Genomic DNA, 15005 nt, shown 5'->3' with positions numbered 1-15005 from the left:
GACGCTGCACAATATCCCTTATATTATAGTTGAATTTAAGGAAAAATCAAGAGTTTTCAATTACCAGCCCTTGTTTACCAGATCCGTTTGCCCCCTCGGCGAAGGATAAGCCACAGACCACCCGCGATCAGTAACACCGCTAGAATGTAGCTGATACTCGTCTGCAGCAGCGTAAAAATCAAGAAAACGATGGACAGAACCCCGCTCCATATGCCAAGAGCAAAGGCCAGACGAGGACGTTGAACCTCAGAGACAGCATACTCCAGCAGCCCGACCGCAACACCAAGCAACAAAAACGGCCATAGGTATGTCATCAGACCCCAGCCCCAGGTGTTGCAGAGAAAGAACAAAACCCCGTAGACGGTCAGAATCCCGGCTGGTATGAGTGTGTAAGCAGGCAGAAGTCGGGACATGTAGAGAATGTGCAGCACGATTCCTGGAGCCAGAATGAGCAAAGGCCAGAATGCCTGTCCAAGAAATGCGAACACCCCCAGCTTGCCAAGCAAGATAATAAGCCCTGCAGCGACGATGGCTATACCGATCAAGCGTTCTTTTCCGGAATTCATATATTCACCTTCTTTTGTGAGATTCACTGGGAAATGGATAGCGACAAAGCGCTCCCTAACTGTGTTGTTATGATTAGTTTAGCTGATGTTCTCCGAAAAAACTACTTCATCCGTCTTTTTTCTTCATAGCCATTTTCTGCGGTTTTATGTTAACGTGTTATCCCCCTGCCAGAGCTCTGGTTCGACGCACGATCTGCTCATGAATAATTTCATTCAGAATCATTAGACTATTATGAGGTCATGCCTGTTCTCTTACGATATTGGTAATATATACCCACAAATACTAGCAGGCATGCCAGCAGCAACGGTAACAGTGGATGGGACGCGTAGGCTAGCTGCGACAGCCAGGAGCCCAGCTTGGGGTCCTGAAGTATCATCTCGCCGGATGTATAGGCAAGGATGGCTGAGCCGGCCATGACGAGTGCTGGATAGCGATGTAGCAGATCCGCAATCAGGGTACTACCCCATACAACAATTGGGATACTGAGGGCAATCCCGATAACTATTATGGAGAGGTCTCCACGGGCAACCGCAGCAATAGCCAGCACATTATCAAGACTCATCACAAAGTCAGCCGCTAGAATAATCTGAATTGCTTTTCCGATGGTCGCTGCCTCACGCACCTGTTCGGCATTGCCATCATCAAACAGCAGCTTGAACGAGATCCAGAGCAATAGTAGCCCGCCTGCAGCCTGAATATAAGGAATTCCTAGCAGCAGCACGGCTGCAAAGGTAAGAATACAGCGCAGCAGCACGGCCCCCATGGATCCCCACCAGATGGCCTGTCGACGCTGCCCGGCTGGCAGGTTCTTACTTGCCATCGCAATGACGACGGCATTATCTCCGCTAAGTACTAGATTGATCATGAGTATTTTGGCAAGTAGCAGTATATGCTCCATTGTATAATCCCTCCCATCCTAGCTCTATGCGGAAGGGGGCCAAGCTATGCTTGACTGGGTACACGTAGAGGACTATAATTGGTCCATTTAATAGGCATTAAATAGGGTTATTAGGGCTTTAAAAAAGTAGATCAAGGAGTGAATGAAGTGGAGCTATCCTGGCTACAGTTTTTAGCTATGCTACTAAACGTCGTATTTGTTGATCTGTTACTGGCCGGAGATAATGCTATCGTAATCGGGCTCGCTGCTCGCAAGCTCCCTGCAGATAGCCAGAAGAAAGCGATTATTTACGGAACCACAGGTGCTGTACTTATTCGAATTTTAGCCACCATCGTGGTGCTGTGGCTTTTGCAAATTCCGTGGCTGCTGCTCGTGGGTGGAGCCATGCTGATCTGGATCGCTACCAAGCTGTTGCATGATCAGGAAGAGCATACAGATATACAGGCAGGTACCACACTGTGGCAAGCCGTTCGTACGATTGTTGTGGCTGACGCCGCAATGGGACTGGACAACGTCATTGCTGTTGCTGGAGCGGCGCAGCAGCATTTAATTCTTGTAGTGCTTGGTCTCATGATTAGCGTTCCTATCGTCGTATGGGGCAGCACGCTCTTCATCAGGCTGATCGAGAAATTCTCTTGGATTATCTATCTGGGGGCTACCGTGCTTGGATATACTGCAGCGCATATGATTACACAGGAGCAAGGACTCGCCTTTATGTTCGTAGGTCACCCGGTATGGCAGAACCTGTTCATCATACTAATCGTCGTTGGTATTCTTGTTACGGGCTACTTGCGCAATCGTAGACTTCGATTACGACAGCACAACAGCTCCTTTTCTTGAGCAGACTAGGAGTCTTTCTTCTAACAGATGGGTGTTATATTCGGAAAGTATAACTAATAGGCCGACATCTCGCATAGCGAGCTATCGGCCTTATTTGCATTCACTCATACTGAATGATCTGAAGAGCATACTGACAGGACTCCCGCTTTCAGCAGCTCTACACTTTCATATTTGCTCTGGTCAGGTACTAGAACCAATCCTCGTTGATGGTCTGTTCATCCAGCCCCCTCACATCTTTGCCTGCCTCCAGTGTGATCGTTTCCGTCTTGGCGACAGCCTCTTCAATGAGGGTTGGTAGCTCCCGCAGGCTTGCTTCGATCTTCTCAACCACCCACAGATTGGGGTTCGTTGCCGGAGATTTGGGTATGAACAATGTGCAGCAATCCTCATACGGCAAGATGGACAAATCATAGGTCCCAATCTCTTTGGCTTTATCAATAATATCATTTTTGTCCATCATCACTAAGGGGCGCAGGAGCGGCAAATTCGTCGCACGTCCAATCACATTCATGCTCTGCAGCGTCTGACTTGCCACTTGCCCGAGGCTATCCCCAGTTACGAGGGCGAGAGCCCCTTCCTTCTCAGCCAAGCGAGTAGCAATACGCAGCATAGCCCTCCGCATCAGCGTTATGATCAGATTTTCCTGACGTGTCTGCGTGAATGCCGTCTGCACCTCTGTAAATGGTACCAGATGCAGACGGATGTGTCCGGCATAGCCTGACAGCACCTTGGCCAGATCAATGACTTTTTCCTTGGCTCGCTCGCTTGTATAAGGATAGCTGTAAAAGTGAACACACTCCACCTCCAGACCACGACGCATAGCAGACCAAGCCGCTACCGGACTGTCAATCCCGCCGGACAAGAGCAGCATGGCCTTGCCGTTCGTCCCCAGTGGATATCCACCAGCCGCAGGGATGACTTCACAGAATAGGTAAGCTCCTTGCTCACGCACCTCAAGACGAAGCTCTACATCCGGCTCTCTGACATTCACCTTTAGTCCTGGACAAGACCGAAGCACCGGAGCACCTATCAGGTGGTTAAGCTCATGAGAGGAATGAGGGAACTCCTTCCACACGCGCCGAGCATTCACCTTGAAGGTGGCTTCTTCAGGCAGATTTAGCTCCTGCATAAGCGCAACGGCCTTGCTTGCAATGTCCTCCACATCAAGCTTCGCAAGCTTGACCGGACTGATCGACGTAATGCCGAACACCTTTTGCAGCACCTCGATCATCTCTTCTCCAGATTCACCATTCAGTACGATATAGAGACGTCCGAATTCACGTTGGATGACAGCCTGCGGAAAAGCCTGTAGCAATGCTCTGACATGCTTCAGCACAGCCTTCTCAAAACGAGCTCTGTTCTTTCCCTTTAATGTGAATTCCCCGAATCTGAGTAATAATAGATCATAATTCATCTTCTTTTGTTCCACCCTTCCCATCCTTTCACCCTCTCCGACATCTGCTTCAGTGCTGTAATCAGCTCTCCAATATCAGAGTCTGTATGCTCCTCCCCGAAGCTGATGCGAATGCCTTGTGACGCAAGCTGCTCGCTTCGCCCCATTGCCAGAAGCACACGACTAGGCTCCGTGGCACGTGAAGAACACGCTGATCTGGTTGACACGAGCACACCAAGCTCCTCCAGCATATGCAGCATAACCTCGGCCTTCATATGCTCATGTGAGAAATGAACGATATGAGGCGCCTCCTGCCCGCTATTGATGTGAATGCCCTGGATACCCTCCAGCACCTGTGTAATCCGGTCTCGGTAGTCTGAGCATCGCTTGGCAAAGCCTTCCTGCCTTTCACCCGCTAATCGAACGGCTTTGGTCATACCTACAATGAGAGGAATATTCTCCGTCCCGCCGCGCAAGCCACGTTCCTGCCCACCTCCCGAGATCAATGGAGTGAGCTGAACTCCTTCACGAACATATAGCAGCCCAGCTCCCTTTGGCCCACGAAGCTTGTGAGCGGATATGCTGTATAAGTCGATACCGCTGGTTCCAAGCTGTACAGGTAGCTTTCCGAAGGCTTGAACACCATCCACATGGAATAGCACTCTGGGAAAATGCGATTTTAACAGCGCTCCGATCGCTTCTACCGGGTTCACGCGACCAGTCTCATTATTCACCTGCATAATGCTCACGAGTATGGTATCCTGGCGGACTGCGTTCAGTACTTGTTCTGGAGAAATATGCCCCTGATCATCTACACCCAGCACCTCCACCTCGAATCCTTCGCTTCGCAGTTGAAGGCACGCTTCATAGACTGATGGATGCTCCGTCGCAGATGTGAGGATATGACGTCTCCGGGATGCATATCTCCGTGCTGCTCCTTTAATGGCCATATTGTTACTCTCCGTTGCTCCCGAGGTGAACAATACTTCTTCAGGCTTTACACCAAGTGCACGCGCGCACACCTCTCGTGACCGCTGTAGCAATTTATGAGCTTGATCTCCATATTGATGGATGGAGGACGGGTTCCCGAACTGCTGCTGCATGACCTCCGTGATGGTCTGAATTACAGACGGATCAGGGGGTGTCGAGGCTGCATGATCAAAATAAAGCAAAGGCTTTGTCTCCTCTCTACGCCAACCAACACAAATAGACCAACAGGAGAAATCAGGCAACGGATTGTATCCGCGCGAAAATATCCCCATATTGATCCTTTGGCTGATTACTTGTGCTCCACCTAGTCAGATACTGGCAGATATTGAATTCACCCTATTATTAGCCAAGAAGATACTTGCTACGAGCATCCTGTATCTTGGAAATGTACTTCTGAGTCTCTAGTGGCAATTGACCGAGCACGCTCATCAGTTCCGCATCAGTGGACACTCCCAAGCGGTTAACCCGGGTTGGTCCTGCATTGTAAGCAGCCAGAGCCATTTGCTCCTGCCCATTGAAACGCTTGAGCTGATAAGACAAGTACCTGGTACCTGCATCTATGTTCTCCGCCGGATCGAAGGAATTGCTAACGCCTAATCCCTGTGCCGTAGCGTCCATTAATTGCATTAGTCCCTTGGCCCCTGCCGATGACACAGCGTGCGGGTTAAAGGAGGACTCTGTATCAATGACTGCCTTAATCAGCGATTCTGCAACTCCATATTTACGACTGGCATCGGAGATCAGCGCATCATAAGCTGTTGGCTTCGTCTCGCCTTCCTCTACACCAGTAGCTTGGAATAATAAAGGATTGTAGGCTGAAGCTCCCTTGGATGGGCCAATATGAAGCCAGAGCAGGCCATCTTCTTCCGTGACATCTCCTTGAATCGTACCTTCCGAAGACTGCGCTGCAGCAGCGGCAAGGATATTTGAGAAATCCGTACTGGTGTCAGATACCGAATTAGCCGTAGAAGGATTGTTATATTGTGATTCCAACAATGTCTTCGTCACGTGAGGGTCTATTTGCATGTCCCTTGTCCCAACTTTCTATATGGCATTATAGCCTATCATACACCGTTTTACTAAGGTCTGCCATAAGTATTTGTCGAAAAAAGAGGCTCGAAAGCTCATTTAATGAACTTTTCGGAGCCTCTCACGCCAATTTTCTACAACAGCTAATGGGTTATCACTACCTTATGAATGGAAGAAAAGCAAAATAACCAATCGTAGCTAGCACACCAAGGCCAATGGACCAGCCACCTGACACCTTGCGTCCTTGCGAGTAAGCATAGAACCCCAGAATCACTGCGACAGGGCCCAGGATGACGGACCACATGAACATCGCAAGAATCCCCAGAGCAACTCCGATATATCCGGATACTCGTCCTGCATCAGAAGTTCTATCCGCGGTATCAGACACTCTGTTGGAAGACACCGGGGCTACCTCTGCTGCATACTCCTCTTGATGATCCATACGAGGATAATCTACTCGTTTTCGGTCCTCATGCTTGTGCGTATGCTCCACAGGCTTGGGATCATCACAATTTTTTCCTTTGAACTCCATTTCAAGCACCTCCTCAGCAATTAGACCGCTACTGCTAGATCAGGAACAGCATTACTTTCTAGGCTTGAATGTGTGACAGCAGGTTGCTGCGGATGTCTCCGCATGGCCTTCCTGTTCTGCGCCAAAGCTTTCACTTGCATACTCTTCCTTGAGTCTGCTCTTGGCATACTCATCAATGTTGATCAAGATCGCTTCGGCATTACAAACATTGTCTTGTCCCCAATAATTACAGTTCGACACACTACAGCGTACGGTTGGGCGAGCTTCATGATTCATTTGTAGGATCACCTCATCAATAAGTATCCCCCCCTTTTCATCTGCTATCCTGCTCGCAGTATGCCAGTTGATGGAGAGCGAGACACAACACAAAAAAGACGCACATGCTCAAAGAGCTGTACGTCCTTCTTTCATGCAATATATGATTGGATTTATTTATATGCGTTTCTTGGCAATAATGCAAATTTATTTATTTGCTTCAAGTGTTGTCCTAAGCGCGACGAGTCTGCATGCGACGCTGAGTCAAATAGTCACTTTCATAATAAGACAGGTCATCACGAAGCTCTTCATACACCTTAGTTACGTCCATTACAACGGAACGCACCTCTTCAAGCGGCTTTTTGCGGAAGCGAATGGCGTCCTGCCCTGTATAGGCATATCTTCCATCCTCTGCATACGTCTCATTCTTGGGATAGAAAAAGCTGTTTACACAGTCGTGATAAACATTATATAAAGCCTTCTCAGCAAAATCGACATCAAAATTAGCGCGGCGAAGCACGACTCCCAGCTTCTCATAGGACACTTCAGAGTACACGAGCAGATGTCTGAGATCCGACAAGAACCCTTTGTAATAATGAATTGTTTCCTCGTCCTGATTCACAGTCAGCTGCGGAAGCGCATTCTCGTTCAAGAATAATTCCAGACGCGCAATTGCCGTTTTAAGCTTCTCCTGAGAGGACTCACATAATTTTTGAACATTGACTGCTGACATAGATACAGCTCCCCTTTGATCAGTTCCTTAATTGCAAATTCAATACATTAGCTACCACTCAATGGTTACCCGTTAACACCTATGGTCAAACCGAATTCACTTAATTTGCTCTATAGGCCTTGCTTATAATCAGTTCTAATCCTACCACAAATCAAGGACAAACGGTATAAAAAACTACAAACCAATCCACGCTAAAGCAAAGCTAAATAACTCAAGCACAGGAGGCATTGCATATGGCCCGTTCCACATGGGGAAAAGTGGCAGGAATCGCTACGGCAGCCGCTATATGTGCGGCACTGATCACTACCTTGAATACAAATCCGAAGGAGCGTCACGCTGCACCTGCCAAGCCGCAAGCTACAGAGCTGCCCGCAAGCCCTCAGCAGGAGCAGAAGCTGAAAAGAATGATGCTAAGCCAGGATCTGCAAGCAACCGAGCAACTGTCACGACAGGATACCAAAGCCCACCTCAAGGAGCTGTTGAACTCCAGACACGATCATAATACGAAGCACATGCGTGATGTTGCTGGCAAGCTGCGCAAGACACATGATCATTTTCATACTCTGATATGGATGGATCTGCGTCATGGCAAAGAATCCAACATCACGGAATCCAGTGGGAAACTGAGCTCTCTAACGAGCAGCAAGCAAGCAAGAGAAGCACTAAGTGCCGCCAAGAAAGCACTACACCAGGGCCGAACCTACGAATCAACAACCTTTGCTGCAGGCGACAAGAGCTATTACATTATGGCTGTTCCAGATCGGGATCACACACATGGGGTCATAGCTGTCATGGACCACAAAATTCTTGCCAAGGTCAGGGATCATCAACGCAACAATCTGCGCATGATTCCATATCCCAAGGAGGGTGAGTACAAAGTTGAGTCTGTACTTCCCAACACGATGAAAAATATGACCGTCAAGACGGGACACGACAATGCAAATGCGAGCCATTTTTACGAAAATGAAATCGTCGTTCGCTTCCGCTCCGACCCAACCGAGGAACATATGCAAAAGATTATGACCGCGCTGAACTGTGACAAGGGACGCAAGCTGGGCAACAATTATGTCTTCAAATCCAAGCACCATAACTACAAGGAATTAAAGCATTATTTCACAGTGAACTGGGACCCTCTGTACACCGAGCCGCATTACCTCTATATGACGAACGAAACTGTAACTGAGCGCCCAGGTTTTCCTAATGATCTGCTCTTTTCTGAATATCAATGGAACCTGCCAGCCACAGAGACAAACAAAGGGTGGAATCTATCGCGAGGCAGCAAGGACGTAATTGTAGGGGTAGTAGACACCGGTGTGGATCTGGATCATCCAGATCTTCAAGGGCAACTGCTGGAAGGCTATAATGTCGTTGACTCCGCTCAGAAGCCATATGATGATGTCGGACATGGTACGCATGTAGCAGGAATCATATCTGCTCTCGTGAACAACAATGAAGGTGTGGCGGGAATGACCTGGTACAATAAAGTACTCCCTGTAAAAGCACTTGACCAATCTGGCTCCGGGACGACCTATTCGGTCGCCGAAGGCATCATCTGGGCTGCAGATCACGGTGCAAAGGTCATCAATATGAGCCTCGGCAATTATGTCGATTCAGAGTTCCTGCATGATGCAGTTAAATACGCGTACGATAAGGATATTGTGCTGATTGCCGCCACAGGCAATGATAATACGGAGCGGCCCGGCTATCCTGCGGCGTATCCTGAAGTATTTGCGGTATCTGCTACCGATGCCAATCAGGAGCGTGCATCCTTCTCCAATTATGGCGATTATGTCGATGTCATGGCTCCTGGCGCAAGCATTGCGAGCACCTATCCAGGTAATCAATACGCCGCCTTGTCAGGGACATCCATGGCTAGCCCTCATGTAGCCGCATTGGCTGCGCTCATCCGCTCTCACAACCCTAAGCTTAAGAATCATGAGGTCATGGATGTGATGAGGCAGAATGTCATTGATCTTGGTGAGCCGGGGCATGACAAATATTTTGGCTACGGACAGATTGATGTCTATAAAGCGCTTGTAGCCGCAGAGTCCAAGAGCAATGCACTGCAATTCTGGCCACAGCAGCTCCGGGACAAGCTGAATGCCATCCTGCGGAGACGTTATTAGAAGACCGGCACATAGAAGGTAATTAGAGGGATGACACGTACACAAAAGGTGTGCAGTATCGCTAGGACTAACATGGCGAACTGCACACCTTTTGTTTATTTAATCATTTATCCATATCATTTATCTTACCTTCTACAGAACATGCATTTGCTCGGGAGGAAGCGGCTGTTGATCTTCACTCAACAGCTCACAAAGCAGCTTCAGCCCCTCCCTCAGTTCCTCTTCGCCCGCAAACGAATAAGATATCCGAATTTCCTTCATTCCCGTCCCTCCAGCGTAGCATACTTCACCTGGCAAAAATGAAATCCCTCGCTTGTCAGCCTCACGGCTGAGCCTTCCAAGATCCGTATCATCCGGTAGCTTGATCCAGAGGTTCAGTCCTCCCTTGGGTGCGACCCAGCTAATACGTCGCGGTGCGTGAGCAGCCAGAACTGCGACTGCAATCTGTAGGCGTCGGCTTAATAGTCTCCTCAGATTCGAGACGTGCTTGTCCCATTGCTTCGTCAGGAACGGCAAGAGCGCTTTTTGTGTAAGTAGCGGACTGCCCAGATCCGCTGTAGACTTCGCAGCAATGAGTCGTGACAATACACTGCCTTGGGCCGCCATACAAGCGATACGGCAGCCTGGAGCGAGGATTTTGCTAAAGCTCTTAATGTAGACCACATGTCCCCCCCGATCAAAGGACTTAATGGGAGGTGGAGGTGGAGAGTCAAAGTATAGCTCGGAGAACGGATCATCCTCCACGATCAGACAATGATAGCTTGCAGCCAGCTCCAGAAGCTGCTTTCGACGAGCCAGACTCAGATTCAGACCTGTCGGATTATGGAACGTTGGATTCGTGTAGATCAGCTTGGGCGGATGCTGGTCACATAGACGCGTCAGCATATCCAGCTTCATACCCTGCTCATCCATAGGAACCATGATAATTTTTGCGCCCCGACTGGTAAATACATCAATAGCCCCTGTATACGTTGGAGCCTCGACATAGACGACATCCCCTGGCCCGACAAATGTTCGTGCTACCAGGTCAATGCCTTGCTGCGCTCCGCTCGTAATCAGCACTTGATCTGCCGACACCTGTATACCCTTTTGCCGCAGAAGGTCTGCGAACTGAGCCCGCAATTCGAGATCCCCCTCGAAGGCACCATAATGAGCCATCAATTCTGGATTGTCCGACAGATGTCTGTAGGCGTTATCGACAATATCCCGTACAGGCAACAGCGAAGGATGAAGCGCCGCCAAATGGAACGGATAGCGAGAATGAAGCTGATGATTGAAATTACGCCACAGCTGTGCTCGGGGCAAATAATCGACGAGTGTCATTTGCCAGGTCTGGTCCGCTTCCTCCTTAGCAGGGGTTGCTGGTGCTGAGGCTGCTACGAAGCAGCCTTTTCCCTGACTGCAGGTGATCAGATGCCCTGACTCCAGCTCAGCGTAGGCCCTGCTGATGGTCACCTGACTGACAGCAAGGCTGGCAGACAGCTGACGGACAGATGGCAAGCGTGTACCCGGCGCAAGCAGACCCGAGCGGATGCGATCTGCAATCGTACCTGCTATTTGCTTGAACAGCTTGACTGATGTACCTGATCGGTTAAGCTCAATATGCATGAATCTCTCCTCCAGCTGAATACGGTTAGCTTTACTGTTATACTGTTAGCTTTACTGTTATACCACTTTCCATGTATGATACTACAAATTTAATCTATACAGAGCGGGTATGCCGAAAATTGATGTGGTTTGGAGCATAGTATACCACGGCATAGAATAGCTGTCTGTTATAGGAACCATAGGAGATGAAAGCAGTGAAGGACAGATTTTCGGCTTTGGCCAACAACTTGGGCTCATCCGCTGTAAGGGACATCTTGAAGCTGACGCAAGGGAAGGATATTCTATCGCTGGCTGGCGGACTACCGGCGGAGTCCTTTTTCCCAGTAGATGCGCTTCGTGAAGCCTACGCAAAAGTGTTCGAACATGGCGGAGCTGCACTGCAATATGGACTAACAGAAGGATTAACGCGTCTACGGGAGCAGCTTGCGAGTCAAATGAGCGGGGATGGAATTGAAGCTCAGGCAGACCAAATCATCATGACCACGGGATCACAGCAATCGATTGATCTGATTGCCAAAATTCTGCTTGATCCTGGTGACCACATTTTGGTGGAATCCCCGACCTATTTGGCTGCCTTACAGGTATTTCAATCCTATCGTGCCTGTCCGACCATGGTAGATACCGACAAGGATGGAATGCTTCCTGACGATCTTGAAGCGAAAATTATCCGTCATCGTCCAAAATTTATCTATGTCATTCCAACGTTCTCCAATCCCTCCGGGCAGGTGTGGAGTATTGAGCGTCGAGCCAGTGTGGTAGAGCTATGCCGTAAGCATGGGGTGCTGATCGTAGAGGATGATCCATACGGCAAACTGAATTTCCATCAGCAGAAGTACCCTTCGCTGTATGCGCTAGATCAGCAGTACGGTGGGTCAGGTAATGTGCTATATACTAGCACTTTCTCGAAGATGGTGGCTCCGGCGCTGCGCTCTGGCTGGGTCGTTGGTGATCTTGAGATTATCAAAGTCATCGCCAAAGCCAAGCAAGCCGCTGATCTGCACTCCAGTCTGATCGACCAACGTGCTCTATCTGAACTGCTCGCTTCCTTTGACCTCAAGGCTCATATAGCCACAGTATCCGCGGAGTACTACAAGCGTCTGCTTAAGCTTACGGACCTTATCAAGTCTCGCCAGTGGGAGGGAATTAACTGGGTTGAGCCACAAGGCGGGATGTTCATGTGGGTGCAGCTCCCTGAGCACATTCAATCTGATGTCCTGCTGCGTCACGCAGTGGAGGCCGGAGTGGCCTTTGTACCAGGACAAGTATTCTATCCCGATGGATCAGGCACGAACCGAATCCGTGTGAATTTCACCCATACAGATCCGGGATTGCTCCCTGAGGCAGTCGAACGGCTAGACCGCGCCCTACGTCAATATGCTGCGGCAGAAGTATTGCAGTCCTAAACAGCGCATGTGAAGTCAACCGACTACGGCAGGAGTATTCGAAGCATCAAGACACCACATTGCTTCAAGATACTAAAAAGCTTCAATAATACCAAAAAGAACCTTCAGACTTCAGCAGCTGCGAAGTTCGAAGGTTCTTAAGCTTTTGGCTATTAAAGATACAGTATAAGTATCTCTCATGAAAGCACGTAGAGCGTGCAAGGTTGCAGTTAGGAAAGTCTTCCGTAAGCCGGGTTCTGTGCTCGTTGTGGTCCTAACGGGAACTACCCTTCCACTATAAAGCGACAATCATCTATCTAGGCCATCCATTACTGAACAGCTCCAGCGACCAACCCAGACACACCTCGGGCTAAGGCTGCTTCCGTGAAGAAGCTGTGTCCCATTAGGTCTTGCTCCAGATGGGGTTTACCAGGAATGAAGTCACCAGCATTCCTCGGGGTCTCTTACACCTCGGTTCCATCCTTGCCTGTGCCGCCATGAAGCGGCCATCGGCGGTCCATTTCTGTGGCACTATCCTTCGACTCGCGCCGACTGGACGTTATCCAGCATCCTGCCCTGTGGAGCCCGGACTTTCCTCTCGCGGCTGCCGCCGCCAGCGATTGTCTGTCAAACTTTCCGTACAACATTACATAGTATACAAGGATTCATCCCTCGTTACAAGTCCTGTTACAGTAATTCTGTTGGATATTCCAGCAGTATTTACATTAAGGGATAACATAGAGCTACATAAAGACAAATGGCTCTGTATTGATCTCCGACGCAAGTACCTCCGTCTCATAGCGCTGATCAGACAGCTTCTCTCCTAGCCACTCTGCTAGCTTGGACTTCATAATTTTCTCCGTGTTATGTCCTGGATCGATGATAGTCATCCCTGCCATGAGTGCATCATGAGCCGTATGGTAATCAATATCTCCTGTGACAATGACATCGGCTCCCTTGAACTGCGCCTTGCTCACATAACGACTGCCAGAGCCTCCGAGAACAGCCGCCTTCTTGATCGTCTTGTCCAGATCACCGACCACACGAACCTGATTTACATCAAGTCCCTGTTTAACTACATTCACATATTCACGAAGCGTCATGCTCTGCTTCAGCTTGCCGACCCGACCTAGACCAAAGGCTTTACCTTGCAGCTCTACATGATACAGGTCATATGCCACTTCCTCATAAGGATGAGCCTTGATCATCGCTTGCACGACTCTACTACGTGCTTGAGCTGGCACGATGGTCTCCACCCGAACCTCATCTACCTTTTCCACACGGCCTACCTGACCGATAACAGGACTAGTACCCTCTCCCGGCAGGAATGTGCCTGTACCTTCCACATTGAAGCTACAATGACTGTACTTTCCAATATGTCCGGCTCCTGCACCCAATACGGCATCCAACACCTGCTGGTGGTGCGTCTTGGGCACGAATACTACCAATTTATACAACTGCTCGGTATACGTAGCCTCCAGCGCAGAGCCGCTCTCAATACCGATAGCCTCAGCCATCCAATCATTGATTCCGCCCTCAGCCGCATCCAGATTGGTATGGGTGATATACACTGCAATATCATGCTTGATTAATTTTTCATACAGCTTTCCGACTGGCTGGTCGGTATTCAACGACTTGAGTGGTCTGAAAATAATCGCATGATGGGCTACGATCAGGTCCGCCTGAACCTTGATCGCCTCCTCTACAACCTCATCATTGACATCTAACGCGACCAATACACGCTTGATCTCTTTTTGCAGACTGCCCAGTTGAAGACCAATCCGGTCATCAGGAACCGCCAGATACTTGGGAGCCAATTGCTCCACGAGGCTGATTACGGTTTGTCCCTTGGCAAACATGCAAGCACCTCCTCTAATTGTTGAATCAATAATCGCAGCTGCTCCTTCTTCTCTTGGGCGGCTTCCTGGCCCGCGAGCTCCAATTGCTGTGTCACATGCTGAAGCTTGGCAATCTCCCCCTGCCATTTGCGAATGAATACCTCATTCACCTTATGCAGCAGAAGTGGCCCCATACGAATCATGAGATCCTCATCCACCCGGACAGAGCAGCCAGCGATCGTGAAAGGCTTGTACAAATCAGAATGTGTTGTGCTAATTGATGTGCCAGGAACCGCAGTGAGGATTTCATACACTTTACCGTCTTCCTCCAAAATGTGCTCATTCACCAAAATCCAGTTATGGCGAATGAGCCATTTGCGCAGAATATCCTCACCTACATTCGGCTGCAGAACAAGCCGTTGAACGCCTGCCAGCTTCTCCTGACCGCTGTCGAGGATGTGCGCGATCAGCGCGCCACCCATGCCTGCGATTGTAATAACATCCACTTCATCCAGCTGCAGCACCGCCAAGCCATCTCCCTGCCGTACATCAATACGGTCACCAAGGCCTGCATCCAGCACCTGCTTGCGTGCTGCCTGAAGCGGGCCAGCATTGACCTCGCCAGCCACTGCGCTCACTGCCCTACCACTCCGTACGGCAGCCACCGGCAGCAGAGCATGATCCGAGCCGATATCTGCCATACGGGAATGTGGTGGTATTTGCTCCATAATATACTGCAATCGATCCGAGAGTTTCATCCGTTCACCTACATCTTTTAGATTGTACTATTGACTGATTCTCATCTTCTTGTTTA

Annotated in this window: 14 protein-coding genes and 1 other RNA gene; 3 read left to right on the top strand and 12 right to left on the bottom strand. The window is 49.4% G+C overall.

What is annotated here, in order from left to right; translation table 11 throughout:
* Positions 1 to 74: 74 nt before the first annotated feature.
* Both K331_RS0100535 and K331_RS0100530 read right to left on the bottom strand, forming a co-directional pair.
* The gene (locus K331_RS0100535) at positions 75 to 566 is read right to left on the bottom strand and encodes a hypothetical protein (RefSeq protein ID WP_028588767.1); all 492 of its coding nucleotides are present in this window, start codon (positions 564 to 566) and stop codon (positions 75 to 77) included.
* Positions 567 to 796: 230 nt separating this feature from the next.
* Complete coding sequence (locus tag K331_RS0100530) at positions 797 to 1465, bottom strand: TerC family protein (RefSeq protein WP_025677074.1); 669 nt, start codon at positions 1463 to 1465, stop codon at positions 797 to 799.
* Between the two features lie 177 nt (positions 1466 to 1642).
* Between K331_RS0100530 and K331_RS0100525 the strand changes: the two genes are divergently transcribed.
* A complete protein-coding gene (locus tag K331_RS0100525) occupies positions 1643 to 2305 on the top strand; it encodes a TerC family protein (RefSeq protein ID WP_051289563.1) in 663 nt (220 codons plus the stop codon).
* A 187-nt stretch (positions 2306 to 2492) separates the two neighbouring features.
* On the opposite strand, the gene thiI is transcribed toward K331_RS0100525, so the two are convergent.
* The 6 genes from thiI to K331_RS0100495 all read right to left on the bottom strand — a co-directional run bounded on the left by thiI (position 2493) and on the right by K331_RS0100495 (position 7237).
* Positions 2493 to 3719 carry a tRNA uracil 4-sulfurtransferase ThiI gene (gene thiI / locus K331_RS0100520; RefSeq protein ID WP_028588765.1) on the bottom strand — a complete coding sequence of 409 codons (1227 nt, stop codon included), beginning with the start codon at positions 3717 to 3719 and terminating at the stop codon, positions 2493 to 2495.
* Positions 3716 to 4870: a cysteine desulfurase family protein gene (locus K331_RS0100515; protein WP_028588764.1), complete on the bottom strand. Its 1155-nt coding sequence runs from the start codon at positions 4868 to 4870 to the stop codon at positions 3716 to 3718. Before K331_RS0100515 ends, thiI begins: the two co-directional genes overlap by 4 nt.
* 160 nt (positions 4871 to 5030) lie before the next feature.
* On the bottom strand, positions 5031 to 5714 hold the full coding sequence (locus K331_RS0100510) for a lytic transglycosylase domain-containing protein (protein ID WP_028588763.1): 684 nt from the start codon (positions 5712 to 5714) through the stop codon (positions 5031 to 5033).
* Between the two features lie 160 nt (positions 5715 to 5874).
* The gene (locus tag K331_RS0100505; RefSeq protein ID WP_084165296.1) at positions 5875 to 6249 is read right to left on the bottom strand and encodes a hypothetical protein; all 375 of its coding nucleotides are present in this window, start codon (positions 6247 to 6249) and stop codon (positions 5875 to 5877) included.
* Between the two features lie 51 nt (positions 6250 to 6300).
* Positions 6301 to 6525 (bottom strand): DUF1540 domain-containing protein, encoded by a 225-nt coding sequence (locus K331_RS0100500; RefSeq protein ID WP_028588761.1) that lies wholly within the window; start codon positions 6523 to 6525, stop codon positions 6301 to 6303.
* A gap of 211 nt (positions 6526 to 6736) precedes the next feature.
* On the bottom strand, positions 6737 to 7237 hold the full coding sequence (locus tag K331_RS0100495) for a YpuI family protein (protein ID WP_025677069.1): 501 nt from the start codon (positions 7235 to 7237) through the stop codon (positions 6737 to 6739).
* A 233-nt stretch (positions 7238 to 7470) separates the two neighbouring features.
* On the opposite strand from K331_RS0100495, the gene K331_RS28600 reads away from it, so the two are divergent.
* A complete protein-coding gene (locus K331_RS28600) occupies positions 7471 to 9363 on the top strand; it encodes a S8 family peptidase (RefSeq protein WP_036633827.1) in 1893 nt (630 codons plus the stop codon).
* A 132-nt stretch (positions 9364 to 9495) separates the two neighbouring features.
* On the opposite strand, the gene pdxR is transcribed toward K331_RS28600, so the two are convergent.
* Positions 9496 to 10971, bottom strand: a complete 1476-nt coding sequence (gene pdxR / locus K331_RS0100485) for a MocR-like pyridoxine biosynthesis transcription factor PdxR (protein WP_028588760.1) — start codon at positions 10969 to 10971, stop codon at positions 9496 to 9498.
* A gap of 194 nt (positions 10972 to 11165) precedes the next feature.
* Between pdxR and K331_RS0100480 the strand changes: the two genes are divergently transcribed.
* On the top strand, positions 11166 to 12374 hold the full coding sequence (locus tag K331_RS0100480; RefSeq protein ID WP_028588759.1) for an aminotransferase-like domain-containing protein: 1209 nt from the start codon (positions 11166 to 11168) through the stop codon (positions 12372 to 12374).
* Positions 12375 to 12584: 210 nt separating this feature from the next.
* On the opposite strand, the gene rnpB is transcribed toward K331_RS0100480, so the two are convergent.
* From rnpB to K331_RS0100470, 3 genes are all read right to left on the bottom strand, one after another.
* Positions 12585 to 12989: RNase P RNA component class A (gene rnpB, locus K331_RS30870), an RNA gene on the bottom strand.
* A gap of 107 nt (positions 12990 to 13096) precedes the next feature.
* Complete coding sequence (locus K331_RS0100475) at positions 13097 to 14212, bottom strand: Nif3-like dinuclear metal center hexameric protein (protein ID WP_028588758.1); 1116 nt, start codon at positions 14210 to 14212, stop codon at positions 13097 to 13099.
* Entirely contained in the window at positions 14188 to 14949 is a 762-nt protein-coding gene (locus tag K331_RS0100470; protein ID WP_028588757.1) for a tRNA (adenine(22)-N(1))-methyltransferase, read from the bottom strand. The genes K331_RS0100475 and K331_RS0100470 overlap by 25 nt, the downstream gene beginning before the upstream one ends.
* Positions 14950 to 15005: the final 56 nt, after the last annotated feature.

This window comes from Paenibacillus massiliensis subsp. panacisoli DSM 21345 (genome assembly GCF_000426545.1).
Taxonomy (GTDB): Bacteria; Bacillota; Bacilli; order Paenibacillales; family Paenibacillaceae; genus Paenibacillus; species Paenibacillus panacisoli.
This window is presented reverse-complemented; position numbering and strand designations above follow the sequence as displayed.

Bases quoted from the DNA above. Each gene is read 5' to 3' on its own strand.
- K331_RS0100495 (WP_025677069.1), bottom strand. From the start codon at position 7,237: ATGTCAGCAGTCAATGTTCAAAAATTATGTGAGTCCTCTCAGGAGAAG.
- K331_RS0100470 (WP_028588757.1), bottom strand. From the start codon at position 14,949: ATGAAACTCTCGGATCGATTGCAGTATATTATGGAGCAAATACCACCA.
- K331_RS0100530 (WP_025677074.1), bottom strand. From the start codon at position 1,465: ATGGAGCATATACTGCTACTTGCCAAAATACTCATGATCAATCTAGTA.
- K331_RS0100475 (WP_028588758.1), bottom strand. From the start codon at position 14,212: ATGTTTGCCAAGGGACAAACCGTAATCAGCCTCGTGGAGCAATTGGCT.
- K331_RS0100500 (WP_028588761.1), bottom strand. From the start codon at position 6,525: ATGAATCATGAAGCTCGCCCAACCGTACGCTGTAGTGTGTCGAACTGT.
- K331_RS0100510 (WP_028588763.1), bottom strand. From the start codon at position 5,714: ATGCAAATAGACCCTCACGTGACGAAGACATTGTTGGAATCACAATAT.
- pdxR (WP_028588760.1), bottom strand. From the start codon at position 10,971: ATGCATATTGAGCTTAACCGATCAGGTACATCAGTCAAGCTGTTCAAG.
- K331_RS28600 (WP_036633827.1), top strand. From the start codon at position 7,471: ATGGCCCGTTCCACATGGGGAAAAGTGGCAGGAATCGCTACGGCAGCC.
- K331_RS0100505 (WP_084165296.1), bottom strand. From the start codon at position 6,249: ATGGAGTTCAAAGGAAAAAATTGTGATGATCCCAAGCCTGTGGAGCAT.
- K331_RS0100535 (WP_028588767.1), bottom strand. From the start codon at position 566: ATGAATTCCGGAAAAGAACGCTTGATCGGTATAGCCATCGTCGCTGCA.
- thiI (WP_028588765.1), bottom strand. From the start codon at position 3,719: ATGAATTATGATCTATTATTACTCAGATTCGGGGAATTCACATTAAAG.
- K331_RS0100525 (WP_051289563.1), top strand. From the start codon at position 1,643: ATGCTACTAAACGTCGTATTTGTTGATCTGTTACTGGCCGGAGATAAT.